The organism is Vibrio sp. 1557, assembly GCF_033340175.1.
GTDB classification, from domain to species: Bacteria; Pseudomonadota; Gammaproteobacteria; order Enterobacterales; family Vibrionaceae; genus Vibrio; species Vibrio alginolyticus.
Genome location: NZ_JAWOVZ010000005.1, coordinates 239367 through 255524, shown reverse-complemented (window position 1 = coordinate 255524; position 16158 = coordinate 239367). Strand labels below are relative to the sequence as shown.

Below are 16158 nucleotides of genomic sequence, written 5' to 3'. Positions count from 1 at the left end.
TAATGGTTTCGATAACCAATACTCTACTACCAAGATGGTAGCGTTCGCGACAAGCAAAGGGAAAAGGAGCCAGGCACTCTGACTCCTGTAAAGCAAAATACAGCTTGAGAAAACCCTATAGCTTATAATTGGACAAAAATGCGTTACGACAAATAGAATATTAGCAACTAATGGATAACTTCAAGTATTGAGAGCTAGCGCATGACATGTACATACGCTAGCAGGGTGCTTGTGCCAAGAGCTTGAAAGATGATTTAATCGCACGAACTAGGGTCTAAAACATACGTCCGACTTGAGGATTTTAATGTAAGTTCTTGTTCAGAAGTACATTCAATATAGTCATATTGCTTTATTTTTTCTCTCGTGTTGTTATCTAACCATATGGCAGAGGCAATAGAACTTAATACTATTATCGCTATAGAATATAGCCCTGTTTTTGTCGAAAATGGTACTTTTAGTAATAGTTCTGTTGACCTGTGTAGCATAGCTATGGGAATGATCGCTATAAAACCAAATATTAGAAGGCCTACAAAAGAAGCAACATTGTTCACTAAACCTGCTAGTTTTACTTTAGGAATGATACCGATTGAGTTGTTAATGCTAATTAACTCATTAATTGAGCTGTAGCTCAACCACACCATAAAAACCATAAGAGGCCAACTAGCCATCACTTTAAGCCAACGCTTTATCTTTAGTCTTCGGTTAAATTTTTCATTAGAAATCATTAATAGTTTTCTCTACTTGATTCTTCATCGGTTCCGTGAATTTAAATTGGTCATCTAGTTTAGATATTTCCTTTCCTACAATAAACGCAGTAACAGCGAAAATACCAAGTGTTAGAGCGGTTGGCACAACAAGTACCGTACTTAATGTTGCGACTCCCAGAATAGTTATTCCTTGAGCGATAACTCCTGCGGCAATGCCCTTAGATATATCCGCTGTAAATTGGCCGACCACTTCACCTAGCGTTTTTTCATCATGTAGAATGTAGTCAACCGCATTAACCGCACCACTAAACACAAGTTCAACATAGATGTTGCCTTTCAAGAAACTGACATTGCCTTGAACAGTATTTAGAGCATGACCAATTTTAAGCATTTGTGGTGTTGCTTCTTGCCAACGGATACCTAGGTCTAAATATTTAGGCTTGTAGTTCTCAACCACAATATTCATTACACCATTGATATTGACAGCTTTAGCGACCTCATAAGCGCCTTTAAGCCCCATGCCTACGCCAGTGTAGTCCTTGCCGTTCGAAAGTTGTCCATGCGAGTCTTTGATGAGCAAGTCTAAATACTCGTTACCTTCTTCAACAGTCAGTACCGCAATACTCACGTTCTCTTGTTGAGAGGTGTCCCACTGATATTCTTTAGCTTGCTTTTGTAAATCATCGTTCCATTCTTTTTCTGTTAGGTCGTAAGCTTGTTGGACCGCTTTGCGTTCAGCAAGAACGCGCTCTCTATTTTCAGCCCATCGTTTCTCATCGCTCGCGGTAGATCTCAGCTCTTCCTGACGTTCTCAGCGTTGACGTGCTGCTCGTTCTCTAGTGGTTTCTTGTCTTTCTTCTGGGGCTACAGGAGAGGATTCATATCTCATGGGAGTCGGTTTTACTGATAAATAAAAAGGATAATAACAATATTTTCAGTGATTTATCATCCCCAACAAGATTGCATGATGATTTAACCAATTAAATAGGCAGTTTGACTAATCAAACAAGCACAATGAAGGCTCAATAGTGTTGAGTTACATTCAATCGGATAACTTTTCGTAGGGTAAAACGTACGAACCAAATTTTGTAGAGTATTTATTCCAGTTCTTTTTTGGGGCAAAAAAGAGTCAGCCTAACGGTCTGGCTCTTTTGAATGAAAAAATAGTCTGGTGGGAGAACTTGTAAGGCTGTGGCAGGTTACACTCACTTACTCCTTAGGCAGGTGACCAGTTTCCTTCGCAAGCTTTTGCATCGCCTCGGCAAACGTTGTTGTCCCGCCTTTAGCTTTAAGCTGTATTACCTTATATCCCAACTTTTCCAACGCTTGGCGCTCTGCCAAAACAGCTTTGTCATTGTGTTGGCTACCTTGAGCTGGCTGATGAATGTAGCATCCCTCTAGTTTACCATCTTCGACCAATTGGTGATGTTTCAGTGCATCGATATCAAAATTCATAATAAGTCTTTTCATTAAGAGTGGGAGTTTCTGTGGCTAGTTACATACGCTTCAAAGGCTTCACGACACTATCTAAGCCTTCAATTTTGAGCGCTAAACATAGCTTGAGCAAATCCCCTAGCTCGCCGCTTGGCCAGCCCTTTTTATCAAACCACAGTAAGTATTCTTCAGGCAGGTCGATTAACACTCGCCCTGCATATTTCCCAAATGGCATTTGCATTCTAGCGAGTTTAATGAGGTTTTCTTTTTCTAACATAAGTGACAGAGAGTTAAGGTAACTCGTGCAAGGGTAACACTGGTTCTCCCTCCTCACCAGCAAATCGCAGTCACGTTTATTTTGGCGGCCTTGACTCGCTTTGTGCTAGAGTACGCGGCATAAAAAATGAGAACGAGAAAGCAATGAAGTCACCTTGTCGAGCAGCATGTAAAAATAACGCCGGAATATGCTCTGGTTGTCACCGGACGATGGATGAAATCATCCAATGGAAAGACAAAACCGATCTCCAACGAGATGCGATTATCGAACAAATCGCAGGAGAAGATTCAACGCACAGTTGTCCTGAGTGCGGGACTCAAGCCCATTGTGATATCGCCGCAGGCAAAGAGACATGCTGGTGCTTTACTATTGAAACCCGTGATTTACCCAAGCCAAGCGCCAACCAGCTGTGTTTGTGCCGAAAATGTCTAGAAAAAAGCCAGTCGCGTAATACGACTGGCTTACTGATCATCGTTTTCTGACTGGTGTTTATTTAGCGGTTAAAGCGGACGCTTCAAACTTAATGCCTTCCCACCCTGTCACCATAAAATTACGAATATTCTGGTGATCGCTGTTCTCTGGATGCTGCAATACATCTTCACGATAAAAACGGCCAAAGCAGGCTAGCGTCGCTTCTTTGTCTAGGTTGTTTAGCAAACCGAAAGCGAAGATCTTACACGAACCGTTGTTCTCGCCTGCATTGTTTTGTGTCTCACCATTTACAAAAGCGGTTGGCTCAAACGTATAGTTATCTTCGATCACCGCCATCGTTGCTTCAAATTCGACCTGCTCTGGTGACGCTGCCAATAAATCTAAAAACGATTTTAATTCCATTATTCCTCTATCCCTACTTCATCATATTGATGACGCATTAGTTTCATAAAAAGCCAATATAAGAGTCATCAATCATACATATATTCAGAGCCTTACCAAATCAAACGTCATTCAGCGCTCTATCATTCCAGTTGCGGAAATGGACAGCAGCATAAAACCCATGCTGATTGACAACCTATCGGATTGATAAGGAGATATCATGATCACCCCTTTAAAGGCAATCGGTGTACTCGCATTGTCATCACTTGCCATCGCGTGTTCATCACAACCCGAAGATACCGTGGCTTCATTCGCTACACAATGCAAACCTACCACTGCCCCCGTTACTGGGGAAACGTCAATTCAAGGTTTAACGTTTATCGGAACATCCGTTGCTGATGCTCCATTCGACACATCGGCAGCTGAAATCGTCAGTTATGACGCTTGTACAGATAAGCTCTATGTGGTTAATGCTCAAGCAAAACGTGTCGATGTAATGTCTATGGATGACAACGGCGTACCAACGCAAAGCGCATTCATCGATCTCAACAGCGCTGGCGAAGCAGCGGGCATTGAAATTGGCGCAGCAAACAGTGTCGCTGTATTCAATGGTTTGGTAGCAGTTGCGATTGAAAACAGTAATAAACAAGCGAATGGTATTGTTGGCTTGTACCGCTCCGACGATTTGTCATTAGTCACGACTTTCCCAACAGGCGCATTGCCAGACATGGTTGGCTTCTCAAAAGATGGCCGATACATCGCAACCGCTAATGAAGGAGAACCAAACAGCGATTACAGCATTGACCCTGAAGGTAGTATCACTTTGATCGATCTGAGCCTTGGTGTTACTCAAGCAGAAGTGACACAAATTGGCTTTAACGAATTTGATGGTTCACGAAAAGCAGAGCTCCCAATGAATGTGCGTATTTCGGGGCCAAACGCCACCGTCGCACAAGATCTAGAGCCTGAATACCTCACTTTTGCAGATAACGGTAAAATCTATGTCGCGCTACAAGAAAATAACGCCATGGCAATCGTCAATCCAGAGAGCAAATCGGTAGAAAAAATTGTTGGCTTAGGTGAGAAGTCTTGGTCGGGCGCTAAACTCGATGCATCCAACAAAGACAAAATCATTGGGAACTTGAAAAGCTACCCACAACTGGTTGGCTTATTTATGCCTGACACTATCGACAGCTACTCAGTGAATGGGAGTACTTACATCGTATCTGCAAATGAAGGCGACGGGCGTGAGTACGGATTCACAACCACTCAAGAACTGTGCGACAAAGCTGGCTTTATGTGGGATGAAGACGATTACCTCGGTACAGATGAATATACATCTGAGCAAGGAACCTGTTTAAGCCATATTGATGAAGTGCGCGGTAAGAAGCTGAAAGTGGCAGCAGAACACCCATTGGCAGAGGCACTAAAAGACAACAAACAACTCGCGCGTTTAAAAGTGATTAAGCCGGAACAAACGCTTTCTGCACAAGAGAATGTTCAATCATTTGGCGCGCGTTCATTCTCGATTTGGGATGAAAACGGCAAGTTGGTTTTCGATAGTGGTGACGATTTCGCAACCATCGCATTAATGAATGAAGGTAAGAACTTCAACAGCACCAACGATAGCAATGACAGTGGGGATGACCGCAGTGACGACAAAGGCATTGAGCCAGAGGCAATTGAAGTAGCACAAATCAATGGTCGTCATTACGCGTTCATCGGCTTGGAGCGTCAAGGCGGCATCATGATTTATGACATCACAGACCCGAAACAAGCGCAGTTCCTGCATTACGTAAACCGTCGTGATTACAGCCAACCAGTTTGTACTGAAGTGGAAGATGGCGAATGCGCGAACGACACTTACAATCCAAAAGCAGGCGATTTAGGTCCAGAATCCATTAATTACTTTACCCGTAATGGTGGTCATTTTATCGCCGTTGGCAATGAGGTATCGGGCACGACATCCGTCTTCCGAATCAATCTATAAAGTAATGTAAAAGTCATTTAGAACCAAAACGCCCGACGTAAGCCGGGCGTTTTTTTGTATGAGGTAATGTCCTACTCTGCCGATGCTAGCGCGTCACACTTTGATGCGCAGATAAAATCGTTTTTATGCAGACCTTTGATAGAGTGACTCCACCACGTTACGGTAACCTTACCCCATTCCAACAAAATAGAAGGATGGTGGAACTCATCTTCTGCCAGTTCCGCGATTTTGTTACTGAAAGCCCATGCTTGTTTGAAGTTCTTAAATTTATACACCTTTTCTAGTTGAGGTATATCTTCTCTTTCAATGATCTGCCAATCAGACAATTGCAGAAGCAGAGACTGTTGTTCTTCTTTGCTTAGTGCAATGGCATCGATACTACAAGCTTCGCATTTTTGTTCATTCAACATGAGCAGGTTCCTTTGGTTCAAAAAGTGGAGGAAGCAGTCCAGCTTCAATCGCTAGATCGGCTTGTTTCAATAAATTTAACTGACTGATTTTAAAAAGTTGAGAAAAGTCGTCAATCACGTAGTACTTCGGTTGCATGATGTCGATACGATAAGGCGTTCTCAGCACAGTTTGTAATTCAAATGGGTCGCGAATTGCTGCATCACTCTCTAATGCGTAGAGGGTTTCGCCAGGAGATGAAAGAATACCACCACCGTAAATTTTGGTTTTGTCCCCTTCTTTCACTAAGCCAAACTCTACGGTAAACCAGTAGAGGCGAGCGAGATAGGCTCTTTGTTTTGGGGTAGCGGCTTGCCCTAGTTGACCATAATGCTCGGTAAATGCAGCAAAGTCTGGGTTGGTTAACATCGCACAATGACCAAATATTTCGTGGAAGAAATCTGGCTCCTGTAAGTAATCGAACTCATCTCTTGTACGCAAGAATGTGGCGACTGGAAAGCGCTTATTACCGAGTAGATTAAAAAATCGGTCGAAATCAATAAGCGCGGGAACGGGCTCCACTTGCCAACCTGTTGTCTCCATCAAGACACGATTAATTTCTGGTAACTGAGGAACGCGGTCTTGAGGTAAATCAAGCAGCGTCAAACCGTGTAAATAAGCCTCACAAGCTCTGTTTTGGATCACACCCATTTGTCGTGTTACCAAATCTCGCCAAATGGCGTCTTCTTCACGGCTCCATTCAACCCTGCCTTCCTGGTTTACGGGTTTAGAACGATACTGGGTCATGGCTCATCTCCATTAACAAATCCTTTACATTAAGCCTATCTGTAGTCTTAAGAGCTTCCAATCCCTGCGCGATTTTCTCAGCATCATCCCGATGTAACATATTGTTTACAATGCATCGTAACTGCATGATTTTTATGACACGATATAATATCTGGCTTGTTTGACTTTATCGTGTATTCCTCTCAAACTAGAACCTGTTATCACTTTGTTATAGAGGGACCTATGCGCGAGAGCAGCAAAGTATGGCAACCGAGCGAAAGTCGTATCGAAGAAGCCAACATTACACAGTTTATTGAACACATTAATCGACAAGGAAGTACCCTTGAAAGCTTCGCTGATCTGCATCAATGGTCACTCGATCATGCAGAAAAATTTTGGCAGGAAGTTTGGCTATTCTGCGACGTCATTGGCACTCAGGGAGAGACCATAAAAGAGCGAGCAGAAAGTCGCTGGCAGCAACCTGTTGAAAATAGGGATATAAAATGGTTCCCAAACGCACAAATTAACTACGCCGAAAATTTGCTAACCTACGCGTGTCACCAACCCGATGATCTCGCTATTTGGTTTGAAAATGAACGTGAAGAAAAACAGACCTACACCTGGAAACAATTGTGCGAAGAAGTTTCGAGTGTGCAGCAATGGTTGAAAGAATGTGGAATTAAGCAAGGTGATGTCGTCGCTGGTTATTTACCTCACCTACCTCAAACGGTGATAGCCATGCTAGCAACCACCAGTTTAGGGGCGACCTGGACTTCCACCTCACCTGATTTTGGCGTCGAAAGCGTTTTGGAGCGCTTTGGTCAAGTGAAACCCAAAATCCTGTTTACTTGTGATGGCTATACATTCAATGGCAAAACTTTCGATATGTCAGAGAAAAACCAGCATATTGCGGATCATCTTGAAGGTCTTAAACAAGTTTGCCAAATTAGCTACCTTAAACCACACATTTTTGAATGCGATGTCTGCACCCAAGATTGGCAAAACGTCCTGAATCAATACACACCCGAAGCGCTGACTTTTACTCGTGTGAATTTTAACGATCCGCTATTTGTGCTTTATTCTTCAGGCACAACAGGCAAACCGAAATGCATCGTTCATTCCGTCGGCGGAACGGTGCTTAATCACTTGAAAGAGCATCAACTGCATTGCGATATTCAACCGAACGAACGCGTGTTTTATTACACGACCTGCGGTTGGATGATGTGGAACTGGCACGTTTCTTCACTCGCGAGCGGTGCATGTTTGGTGATTTTTGATGGTAGCCCTGTTTACCCCACTCATGATGTGCTCTGGGACCTCGCAGAACGAGCCGAAGTGACGCTGTTTGGAACCTCAGCAAAATACCTAGAGGCGCTGGAAAAAGCATCTTTTTCTCCGCAGAAAAGTGATGCATTTCCAAGTCTGAAAACCATTTGCTCAACGGGCTCTGTTCTGTATCCAGAACAGTTTGATTATGTCTATCAGCACATTAAAGAAGATGTACACCTCGCCTCGATTTCTGGCGGAACAGACATTTGTGGCTGCTTTGTATTAGGCAACCCTATTTCTCCCGTTTATCGGGGAGAGTGCCAATCAGCAGGGTTAGGGGTCGATGTCCGAGTCTTTAACCCACAAGGTAATAGCGTAATGGGAGATCGCGGTGAGTTGGTTTGTGCCAATTCATTACCCAACTTCCCTGCTGGCTTTTGGAACGACACCGGTGAGAGATATCATCGCGCTTATTGGGATAAATTCGACAATATTTGGCACCACGGCGATGATGTTGAACAGACCAGCGTTGGGGGATACGTGTTTTATGGTCGAAGTGATACTACGTTGAATCCCGGTGGCGTAAGAATCGGCACGGCCGAAATCTATCAGCAAGTGAACTGTATAGACGGTATTCTAGATTCGATCGCAGTAGGAAAAGAAGTCGATCGCAACGAACAAGTATGGCTGTTTGTCCAATTAGTCAAAGGGGTAGAGCTCAATGACGAGATGATCGCTTCCATCAAAGCACAGCTAAAGTCTGCATGTTCTCCAAGGCATGTACCTAGTGCGATTTACGCAATAAGCGATATACCTAAGACACGCTCAGGAAAGCTGGTCGAGTTAGCCGTTAAGCAAGTCGTTAACAACCGAAACGTCGAAAATTTAGGCGCAATAGCCAACCCTGAAGTGCTGGAGGAGATACGCAGGATAGTCGTCTCAAAATAACCTCCGAAGACTTAGTTGTTCGAGTATGTCCTTGCCTGCACCACGACGACTTGTTTAGAGCAAGTGAAGTTACATATACCCTCAGCAGATAAGAAAAAAGCGAGCTTGTTAGCTCGCTTTTGTCATTTTGTGTTCTTTATTCAGCAGTATTAGCGACGACCAAGCCCCATTAATACCGACATTGTTTTACCATCAGATGTAATGTCAAAAACGTGTTGCGATTCAACTTCAGTAAAACCCGCTTCTTTCAGTGCACGCTCAGACTTCGCAAGGGTAAAACCGTCTTGTTCACATTCTGCAATCCAATCAAAATGAACAAAATAGCCGCCGTGGTTAAGTAGAGAATGTGAGATCGTTAATGACGCGTCTAAGTCTTCCACGAACGCTAAAACTGATGATGCAACCACCAAGTCGAACTGTCCACGAAACGCAGGGTGCTGAGCAACCAAGCCGCGAGATAATGCATCTACCACAGGTTCTACGTTGACGAGCTCTTTTTTATCGAGTTCCTCAATCATGGCTTCCGATGCGTCTAATGCTACGATGTCTTTAACCATCGGTGACAATCGTTGACTTAACTGCCCTGTTCCGCATCCAAAATCTAGTACTTTAATGCCATCAAGCTGAGTTAGCTGTTGTAACTGCTCAAACACCGACTGCGCAAATTGCTCTGTTGCTGGATTTGATTCCCAGTTTTTTGCTAAGCCGTCCCAATCTTGTGCCATCGTGGCCTCCATGTTCACTTTTTGTAACCCACATAGATTACCGCAAAACCGTTAAAAGACCATAGACTTATCTGGCGGATTCGCGTTTTTTTCGATAATCTTTCATGGCTTTGGGAGCGCATCTGCATAATACCCAAATTATTTGAATTCATTTATTGGTTGTGTCAAATCATGAACTTAACTCAAGTAGAAGCCTTCTGCACCATCGCTGAGTGTGGTTCTGTTTCTGAAGCGGCAAGGCAACTCGACTGCAATCGTACCAAACTCAGTATGTCGATTAAGGCATTAGAGAAAGATCTCGACGTTGAATTGTTTAACCGAACTGGCAACCAGCTCACCCTCTCTGAAGCTGGGAAAGCCATTTACAAAGATTGCGAACACCTACTTATCATCGCACAACGGGTCAGAAAGACCTGCGCTCAAATCTCGGAAGGGTTTAACGCGGAAGTTTGGGTAGCACGTGACGACTCCTTACCTGATGATCTCTGGCAAGAATTATCTCATACATTGAATAACCGCTTTCCTTCAACAACCTTCAACTTAATCTTGGCATCCAGTGGCGACTTAGCCAACTTGGTCAGTACCCACCAAGTAGATTTTGCTTTCGGCGTTGATTATGAGCGAGTAGACGATCCTCGTATCGTATATAACCCATTAGGCAAGATACGTATGATGTCAGTATGCAGTGTAGAACACCGCCTAAGTAAGATGCGCCGTGTCTCAGACGAAGATCTACGTAGTCAGATGCAAGCACTAATGGTGTACCTAAATGAGAAAGACAACCCTGAACTGCAACCTTTCTCGACTCGATATATTGGTTTTTCGAGTTTTGACTACATGCTGAACACCATCTTAGAAGAAGACGCTTGGGGCGTGCTTCCAGAACCATTAATCCGCCATTACCTTCGTCAGCAGAAGCTCGCCGTTATCAAACACACATACGGATTGACGCAAGAAGACTACTGTATGTTTTCACCTAACGGCCATACTGAGCATCCAGCAATGACGTGGTTAGCAGATAAATTGAGCGAGTATTTATTTGACTTCTAAACATTTTATCAGTGAGCGTCAATTTTACTGACACCAAAAAATCACAGTAAGCCATTGTTTTATAGGGATATAAATAAAAACGCAATTTTTTAGATTAGTTACTGGTCACTTTGTGGTTGCCTAAATTACCTTATGAGCGAAGAATAGTAAGGTATTAAAATTCAAAGGCATCTTTTATGTGTGACAGGACAAGCAAAAACGAAAACCGTATTCTAACCATTTCAGCCCTTTTGGCATCTGGGTTCGCTGCTGGTGGTATGGTACTTGGCTTGCTTGTAGGATCAATTGTCATCGTGTTTGACGGTGTTTACTCTTTGGTCAGCTTACTGTTAACTTTATTGTCACTGGCCGCTTCTTACTATATTAACAAGCCTTCAAAATCTGTATTCCCATTTGGAAAAGCGGTCTTAGAACCAATCGTTATTGCGATAAAAGCAGCCGTCATTTTAGTGGTTGTAAGCTTCTCTCTCTACTCTGCGATATCAGCATTGATGTCTGGAGGTCGCGAGGTCGATGCTTCTATTGCGACCTTATTCGGCATCGTGAATGTTATCGGTTGTGGTTACGCTTGGTGGTTTATGGCGAAACGCAGCCGCCGCTTCTCATCAGGCTTGATTGAAGCGGAGAAAAAACAGTGGCAAATGGATACTTTGTTGAGTGTGGCGGTGACCGTAGGATTTATCTCGGCTTGGGCTGTTTCACTAACGCCATTCTCTGAGTATGCGGTATATGCCGACCCCATGATGATGGTTTTAATGGGCTTTTACTTCCTCAAAGTACCGTTCGATATGCTAGTAGGTGCCTTACGTGAACTACTAATGATGGCACCAAGCAAAGAGCTGTGTCAGAGCGTTGGCAAAGATGTTCTTGAGATTGAAAAAGTAACTGAGCATCAATTGAAACTGGCTGGCGTAACGAAGGTGGGCCAAGAGCTACGAGTAAATGTGGACGTACATATTGATGACGACACATTGGAGCTTGATACACTAGAGCACACTCGTAAGCAGCTTATCAAGCGACTGTCGAAGCACAGATTCAAGCTTCAACTACACTTGAACGTCGCTTATTAGAGTGCCACCAAAGAGCCGTTAAAACTCAATAAAAAGCTCCCAATCTCGGGAGCTTTTTTAATTTTTTCGATTTAGTTTCTTCGTATTCGAATACAGCTCGCAAGGGAGATCTGTTCGTTGCTCACTTAAATTCTCTGATCTCGTTGGTAACTTACCCAGCCGCTTCGCGCTTCTCTTTGGTGACTAACCAACACATCAGCGAGCCCACCGTTACCATCACAACGCCCTGCCAAAAGCTATGGCTCAGAGTTACGCCAAGAATAATGGAAGAAAATAAAGCGGAAAAAATGGGTGTGAAGTAAGACAAGGTGGCGAGAAAAACCATATTGCCGCCAACGATCGCGATATTCCATAAACCATAACCACCAGCCATTAAAGCCGCAGAGGCCACTAAGTACCCCATCGCTTCCCAACTGAATGTCATTGGTGGCTCATCCGTAAACGCGTATTTGACCCAAAGCGAAACAGCTGTTGCAATAAAAAACAGGGTAATCGCATTATGTTTAGATTGCTGCCTTTGGGTTAAGTTGCAATAAAAAGCCCATATAACCGCGCCAGCGAAAGCCATAAAATACACCAGAGGGTTACTACTAACATTGGACATGATCTGAGTTATGGATAAGCCATTCTCACCGCTCACAGTCCAAGCAACCCCAACAAACGCCAGCGTAACTGCGGGATAAAGCAACCAGTTTGTTTTTTTATTGCTGCCAAGGACCGCAAATAAAACCGTCAGTGCGGGCCAAAGGTAATTGACAATCGACACCTCAATTGCCTGCGCGCGCGAGTTGGAATATCCCAAAGATAGAGCGAGAAATATTTCATAACAGACGAACATCGCACCACCAAGCGCAAGATACTTGGGAGAAAAGTAAGACAACTTTGGAATACCGACCACGATAAGAAGGAAAACAGAGCTAAGAGAGTACAACATGGCTGCCCCGCCTACAGGACCTAAACTCTCCGTAACCAACCTCGCGATGCCAAGCAGACAACTCCAAGAGAGAATCGCGATACAACCATAAAGTGTGAAACGAAATTGCACTGATTTCATGTGACCTACCACTCACGAATGCCAAAGGAAACGTCAGCTTAACTCAAAAATGATCAGGTTCAACGTACTGTTTTATAAAAATCAGTATAAAAATCATTCTATTAAGCCGTTGGAGTCGATATGAAACATTTTCTGCCCTCTAGTGTTATGCTTACACCCTTTGTTGTGCGCTACTATGATGAAGATGACAACGAGAGTGAAAACGTTAAAACACATTCGGAAACGCATGGTCTAGATAGCGAAGAGCAATCTAAGGAACGTTCAGAGTAAAGGAATCCAAACATGAAAAAAGTCGCAGTCATTTTAAGTGGTTCAGGCGTTTACGACGGTTCTGAGATCCACGAAGCAGTGTTGGCGCTCTACGCCATCGAGAAGGCAGGTGCAACTTGGCACTGCTTTGCACCTAACATTGACCAACTCCACGTCATCAATCACCTAACTGGTGACGAAATGGATGAAACACGTAACGTATTGATCGAATCAGCTCGTATTGCACGCGGAAATATTGACGATGTCGCCAAACTTAACGTCGATGAATACGATGCCCTACTGCTTCCAGGTGGGTTTGGTGCCGCGAAAAACTTAACCGACTTCGCTGTTTCGGGTGCGGAGTGCTCCATTAACACACACGTAGCTCAAGCTTGTCGCGCGTTTGCTAATGCGAAAAAACCAGCTGGCTATCTGTGTATTTCTCCTGTCATTATTCCGATGATTTATGAGCAAGGCGTGAAAGGAACGGTAGGCAACGATGAGGCAGTCTCAATAGCATTTAATCAAATGGGCGGTGAACACACCACGTGCCCTGTCGAAGACATCGTTTTTGATGAAAAACACCTCGTACTTTCAACCCCTGCTTACATGTTGGCAGAGAATATCTCTCAAGCGGCTTCAGGTATCGAAAAGTTAGTATCAAAACTGATTAAAATAGCGTAATTATTAGTAGTTAGCTTATAAAACACTTCCCTATCCCCATTGATAATTAAGTTATTAATGGGGATTTTTTATACTTTAGTCGAATTTAGAGATATATCCGCGTCAGAAGTCAATTTCTGCCAATCGTTTGCGTCCATAGTTTCATATTTGTTCTACTTTATATCAGTGTTGCACTTATACGCAGTGCAACAAGATCACTGTCACAGTTTTTCTCTTGCAAGTACCTCTAAGTGGGTAAACTTGCTTTAGATCAACTTCAATCTGGAAACGAATGTGCGACAGTAAATGGCAAATTAAGAAAGATTATTAAAAATAACGACGGAGCTATCCAATATGACAAGTGCATTTTTTATCCCTACGGTAAACCTAATGGGCGCTGGTTGTTTGAAAGACGCAGCAGACAGCATCCAATCTCAAGGCTTTAAAAAAGGTTTGATCGTTACGGATAAGATCCTTAACCAAATCGGTGTAGTCAAACAAGTTCAAGACCTTCTCACTGAGCGCGATGTAGCAACCGTTGTGTTTGATGGCACTCAACCAAATCCAACTATCAGCAACGTTAACGACGGCTTAGCACTTCTTACTGATAACGAATGTGACTTCGTTATCTCTCTAGGCGGCGGTTCACCACACGACTGTGCGAAAGGTATCGCGCTTGTTGCTTCTAACGGCGGCAAAATCGCAGATTACGAAGGCGTAGACCAATCTGCAAAACCAATGATGCCACTTATCGCGATCAACACGACGGCGGGTACTGCATCTGAAATGACGCGTTTCTGCATCATCACTGACGAAGAGCGTCACATTAAGATGGCTATCGTTGATAAGCACACAACACCGCTTATCTCGGTAAACGATCCAGAGCTAATGCTCGCTAAACCTGCTTCGCTAACTGCGGCAACAGGTATGGATGCCCTAACTCACGCGATTGAAGCTTACGTATCTATCGCGGCAACACCAATCACTGATGCAGTAGCAATCAAAGCGATTGAGCTTATCCAAGCTTACCTACGCACAGCAGTGAAAAACGGTGAAGATCTAGAAGCTCGTGAACAAATGGCATACGCACAGTTCATGGCGGGTATGGCGTTCAACAACGCTTCTCTAGGTTACGTACACGCAATGGCACACCAGCTAGGTGGTTTCTACGACCTTCCACACGGTGTTTGTAACGCGATTCTTCTACCTCACGTACAGCGTTACAACGCGCAAGTATGTCCTGAGCGTCTACGTGACGTAGCAAAAGCAATGGGCGTAAACGTAGAGGGCATGTCTGCTGAAGAAGGTGCAGCGGCAGCAATCGACGCTATCGTTACTCTAGCGAAAGATGTGGGTATCCCAGCAGGTATTAAAGAGCTTGGTGCGAAACTAGAAGACATCCCAACACTAGCAGACAACGCACTGAAAGACGCTTGTGGTTTCACTAACCCTAAACAAGCAACTCACGAAGAAATCTCTAAGATCTTCGAAGAAGCGATGTAATCTCGCTACATAAACAATTCTCTAGCCTTAATTCAATCCCCGATCTCGTATCGGGGATTTTTTACATTCATATACAAGTGAATCTCTGCCAAACATAGTCTTTTAGTGTTAGCTTTTAAGTATTAACACGATTCATATTGGAAGGAACCATGAGAACGATTGCTGCCACCCTACTCGCTTGTTTATCCTTTTCTGCCAACACTGCCGAATACCGCGCCAACGAAGTGGCGAGTGGATTTCAGATCCCTTGGGGGATCGAGTTCTTAGATAATCAACGCGTTATCGTCAATCAAAAGAACGGTACGGTTTCGTTGCTGGATATCACCACAGGCAAACCTCAAAAGCTGTTTAACGTCCCCGATGTGAACACCAGTGGACAAGCCGGCTTATTGGATGTTGCGCTCGCACCGAATGCCGATACGCAAAACCCGCAACTCTTCTTTACCTACAGCAAGCGCACAAGTAAAGGCAATACGGTGGCGTTAGCGACGGCGCAATTGCAAAACAATCAACTTGTGGGTTGGAACGATCTCTTTGTTGCTGATGCCATCACCGACACGGGTCGCCACTACGGCAGTCGAATTTCATTTGTAGACGATAAAGTTTACTTCTCAATCGGTGACCGTGGCGAACGTGATAATGGGCAAGACAGTCAAACCCATGCTGGTAGTATTGTGCGCCTTAACCTTGATGGTTCGGTTCCTCAAGACAACCCATTCAAACCTTCCCAAGCTCGTCCTGAGATATGGAGTTACGGGCACCGCAACCCACAAGGTATGTTTTACGACGAAGCAACAAAACAGCTGTGGTCTATTGAACATGGACCACGCGGCGGCGATGAAATTAATCTAATCAAGAAAGGCGCGAACTACGGCTGGGCAAAAGTCTCTCATGGTAAAGAATATTGGGGTCCGTTGGACGTCGGTGAAGCTAAGTCGTTACCGGGAATGGAAGATCCCAAGCTGGTATACGTCCCTTCTATCGCACCCAGTAATATGATTTTGTACCGTGGTGATAAATACCCAGAGTTGGACGGAAAAATCCTCGCCGGTGCCTTGAAGCTGGCGCACATCAACGTGGTTTCTATTGAGAATGGCAAGCTCACCGAATCAAAAAGATTGATGGAGAATCTTGGTGAGCGAGTAAGAGATATAACCATCAGCCCCGATGGTTATATCTACTTTTCTACCGACAGCGGCAAAATCTTTCGTCTTGAGGAAAGGTAATCAAACA

General features: G+C 44.0%; 17 protein-coding genes and 1 pseudogene. 9 read left to right on the top strand and 9 right to left on the bottom strand.

The window, feature by feature from the left end:
- Nucleotides 1-254: 254 nt before the first annotated feature.
- The 4 genes and pseudogenes from R7070_RS09750 to R7070_RS09735 all read right to left on the bottom strand — a co-directional run bounded on the left by R7070_RS09750 (nucleotide 255) and on the right by R7070_RS09735 (nucleotide 2418).
- Complete coding sequence (locus R7070_RS09750; RefSeq protein WP_017821094.1) at nucleotides 255-725, bottom strand: hypothetical protein; 471 nt, start codon at nucleotides 723-725, stop codon at nucleotides 255-257.
- Nucleotides 715-1596, bottom strand: a pseudogene (locus tag R7070_RS09745) (hypothetical protein). Before R7070_RS09745 ends, R7070_RS09750 begins: the two are co-directional and overlap by 11 nt.
- Before the next feature lie 320 nt (nucleotides 1597-1916).
- Nucleotides 1917-2162 carry a hypothetical protein gene (locus R7070_RS09740; RefSeq protein WP_033906842.1) on the bottom strand — a complete coding sequence of 82 codons (246 nt, stop codon included), beginning with the start codon at nucleotides 2160-2162 and terminating at the stop codon, nucleotides 1917-1919.
- A gap of 40 nt (nucleotides 2163-2202) precedes the next feature.
- A complete protein-coding gene (locus R7070_RS09735) occupies nucleotides 2203-2418 on the bottom strand; it encodes a DUF3820 family protein (protein ID WP_005375557.1) in 216 nt (71 codons plus the stop codon).
- A gap of 143 nt (nucleotides 2419-2561) precedes the next feature.
- On the opposite strand from R7070_RS09735, the gene R7070_RS09730 reads away from it, so the two are divergent.
- Nucleotides 2562-2900: a cysteine-rich CWC family protein gene (locus tag R7070_RS09730; RefSeq protein WP_213899606.1), complete on the top strand. Its 339-nt coding sequence runs from the start codon at nucleotides 2562-2564 to the stop codon at nucleotides 2898-2900.
- Nucleotides 2901-2907: 7 nt separating this feature from the next.
- Here the strand turns inward: R7070_RS09730 and R7070_RS09725 are convergent, their stop codons facing one another.
- A complete protein-coding gene (locus tag R7070_RS09725; protein WP_005375560.1) occupies nucleotides 2908-3252 on the bottom strand; it encodes a HopJ type III effector protein in 345 nt (114 codons plus the stop codon).
- A gap of 199 nt (nucleotides 3253-3451) precedes the next feature.
- Here R7070_RS09725 and R7070_RS09720 point away from each other — a divergent pair, with 199 nt between their 5' ends.
- The gene (locus tag R7070_RS09720; protein WP_053350626.1) at nucleotides 3452-5221 is read left to right on the top strand and encodes a choice-of-anchor I family protein; all 1770 of its coding nucleotides are present in this window, start codon (nucleotides 3452-3454) and stop codon (nucleotides 5219-5221) included.
- A gap of 71 nt (nucleotides 5222-5292) precedes the next feature.
- Here R7070_RS09720 and R7070_RS09715 read toward each other — a convergent pair whose 3' ends face one another.
- Both R7070_RS09715 and phhA read right to left on the bottom strand, forming a co-directional pair.
- Entirely contained in the window at nucleotides 5293-5631 is a 339-nt protein-coding gene (locus R7070_RS09715) for a 4a-hydroxytetrahydrobiopterin dehydratase (protein WP_005375563.1), read from the bottom strand.
- The gene (phhA, locus tag R7070_RS09710) at nucleotides 5621-6415 is read right to left on the bottom strand and encodes a phenylalanine 4-monooxygenase (protein ID WP_005375564.1); all 795 of its coding nucleotides are present in this window, start codon (nucleotides 6413-6415) and stop codon (nucleotides 5621-5623) included. The genes R7070_RS09715 and phhA overlap by 11 nt, the downstream gene beginning before the upstream one ends.
- 222 nt (nucleotides 6416-6637) lie before the next feature.
- Here phhA and R7070_RS09705 point away from each other — a divergent pair, with 222 nt between their 5' ends.
- On the top strand, nucleotides 6638-8611 hold the full coding sequence (locus R7070_RS09705) for an acetoacetate--CoA ligase (RefSeq protein ID WP_161441524.1): 1974 nt from the start codon (nucleotides 6638-6640) through the stop codon (nucleotides 8609-8611).
- Between the two features lie 149 nt (nucleotides 8612-8760).
- Here the strand turns inward: R7070_RS09705 and R7070_RS09700 are convergent, their stop codons facing one another.
- Nucleotides 8761-9336 (bottom strand): class I SAM-dependent DNA methyltransferase, encoded by a 576-nt coding sequence (locus tag R7070_RS09700; RefSeq protein WP_017821100.1) that lies wholly within the window; start codon nucleotides 9334-9336, stop codon nucleotides 8761-8763.
- A 171-nt stretch (nucleotides 9337-9507) separates the two neighbouring features.
- Here R7070_RS09700 and R7070_RS09695 point away from each other — a divergent pair, with 171 nt between their 5' ends.
- Together R7070_RS09695 and R7070_RS09690 are read left to right on the top strand one after the other, a co-directional pair.
- Entirely contained in the window at nucleotides 9508-10386 is an 879-nt protein-coding gene (locus tag R7070_RS09695; RefSeq protein WP_005375568.1) for a LysR family transcriptional regulator, read from the top strand.
- Nucleotides 10387-10562: 176 nt separating this feature from the next.
- Entirely contained in the window at nucleotides 10563-11456 is an 894-nt protein-coding gene (locus tag R7070_RS09690; RefSeq protein WP_053303754.1) for a cation diffusion facilitator family transporter, read from the top strand.
- Between the two features lie 151 nt (nucleotides 11457-11607).
- On the opposite strand, the gene yddG is transcribed toward R7070_RS09690, so the two are convergent.
- A complete protein-coding gene (gene yddG, locus R7070_RS09685) occupies nucleotides 11608-12510 on the bottom strand; it encodes an aromatic amino acid DMT transporter YddG (RefSeq protein WP_005389394.1) in 903 nt (300 codons plus the stop codon).
- A gap of 120 nt (nucleotides 12511-12630) precedes the next feature.
- On the opposite strand from yddG, the gene R7070_RS09680 reads away from it, so the two are divergent.
- The 4 genes from R7070_RS09680 to R7070_RS09665 all read left to right on the top strand — a co-directional run bounded on the left by R7070_RS09680 (nucleotide 12631) and on the right by R7070_RS09665 (nucleotide 16151).
- On the top strand, nucleotides 12631-12780 hold the full coding sequence (locus tag R7070_RS09680) for a hypothetical protein (protein ID WP_017634379.1): 150 nt from the start codon (nucleotides 12631-12633) through the stop codon (nucleotides 12778-12780).
- Between the two features lie 12 nt (nucleotides 12781-12792).
- On the top strand, nucleotides 12793-13443 hold the full coding sequence (elbB, locus tag R7070_RS09675; RefSeq protein WP_017634378.1) for an isoprenoid biosynthesis glyoxalase ElbB: 651 nt from the start codon (nucleotides 12793-12795) through the stop codon (nucleotides 13441-13443).
- A gap of 333 nt (nucleotides 13444-13776) precedes the next feature.
- The gene (gene yiaY, locus R7070_RS09670; protein WP_005388247.1) at nucleotides 13777-14925 is read left to right on the top strand and encodes an L-threonine dehydrogenase; all 1149 of its coding nucleotides are present in this window, start codon (nucleotides 13777-13779) and stop codon (nucleotides 14923-14925) included.
- Nucleotides 14926-15074: 149 nt separating this feature from the next.
- Complete coding sequence (locus R7070_RS09665) at nucleotides 15075-16151, top strand: PQQ-dependent sugar dehydrogenase (protein WP_169628796.1); 1077 nt, start codon at nucleotides 15075-15077, stop codon at nucleotides 16149-16151.
- Nucleotides 16152-16158 lie beyond the last annotated feature (7 nt).

Excerpts from the sequence above, each read along its gene's own strand:
- R7070_RS09690 (WP_053303754.1), top strand. The coding sequence starts at position 10,563 with ATGTGTGACAGGACAAGCAAAAACGAAAACCGTATTCTAACCATTTCA.
- R7070_RS09705 (WP_161441524.1), top strand. The coding sequence starts at position 6,638 with ATGCGCGAGAGCAGCAAAGTATGGCAACCGAGCGAAAGTCGTATCGAA.
- elbB (WP_017634378.1), top strand. The coding sequence starts at position 12,793 with ATGAAAAAAGTCGCAGTCATTTTAAGTGGTTCAGGCGTTTACGACGGT.
- R7070_RS09750 (WP_017821094.1), bottom strand. The coding sequence starts at position 725 with ATGATTTCTAATGAAAAATTTAACCGAAGACTAAAGATAAAGCGTTGG.
- R7070_RS09725 (WP_005375560.1), bottom strand. The coding sequence starts at position 3,252 with ATGGAATTAAAATCGTTTTTAGATTTATTGGCAGCGTCACCAGAGCAG.
- R7070_RS09680 (WP_017634379.1), top strand. The coding sequence starts at position 12,631 with ATGAAACATTTTCTGCCCTCTAGTGTTATGCTTACACCCTTTGTTGTG.
- R7070_RS09715 (WP_005375563.1), bottom strand. The coding sequence starts at position 5,631 with ATGTTGAATGAACAAAAATGCGAAGCTTGTAGTATCGATGCCATTGCA.
- phhA (WP_005375564.1), bottom strand. The coding sequence starts at position 6,415 with ATGACCCAGTATCGTTCTAAACCCGTAAACCAGGAAGGCAGGGTTGAA.
- R7070_RS09700 (WP_017821100.1), bottom strand. The coding sequence starts at position 9,336 with ATGGCACAAGATTGGGACGGCTTAGCAAAAAACTGGGAATCAAATCCA.
- yddG (WP_005389394.1), bottom strand. The coding sequence starts at position 12,510 with ATGAAATCAGTGCAATTTCGTTTCACACTTTATGGTTGTATCGCGATT.
- R7070_RS09720 (WP_053350626.1), top strand. The coding sequence starts at position 3,452 with ATGATCACCCCTTTAAAGGCAATCGGTGTACTCGCATTGTCATCACTT.
- R7070_RS09740 (WP_033906842.1), bottom strand. The coding sequence starts at position 2,162 with ATGAATTTTGATATCGATGCACTGAAACATCACCAATTGGTCGAAGAT.
- R7070_RS09665 (WP_169628796.1), top strand. The coding sequence starts at position 15,075 with ATGAGAACGATTGCTGCCACCCTACTCGCTTGTTTATCCTTTTCTGCC.
- yiaY (WP_005388247.1), top strand. The coding sequence starts at position 13,777 with ATGACAAGTGCATTTTTTATCCCTACGGTAAACCTAATGGGCGCTGGT.
- R7070_RS09695 (WP_005375568.1), top strand. The coding sequence starts at position 9,508 with ATGAACTTAACTCAAGTAGAAGCCTTCTGCACCATCGCTGAGTGTGGT.
- R7070_RS09730 (WP_213899606.1), top strand. The coding sequence starts at position 2,562 with ATGAAGTCACCTTGTCGAGCAGCATGTAAAAATAACGCCGGAATATGC.
- R7070_RS09735 (WP_005375557.1), bottom strand. The coding sequence starts at position 2,418 with ATGTTAGAAAAAGAAAACCTCATTAAACTCGCTAGAATGCAAATGCCA.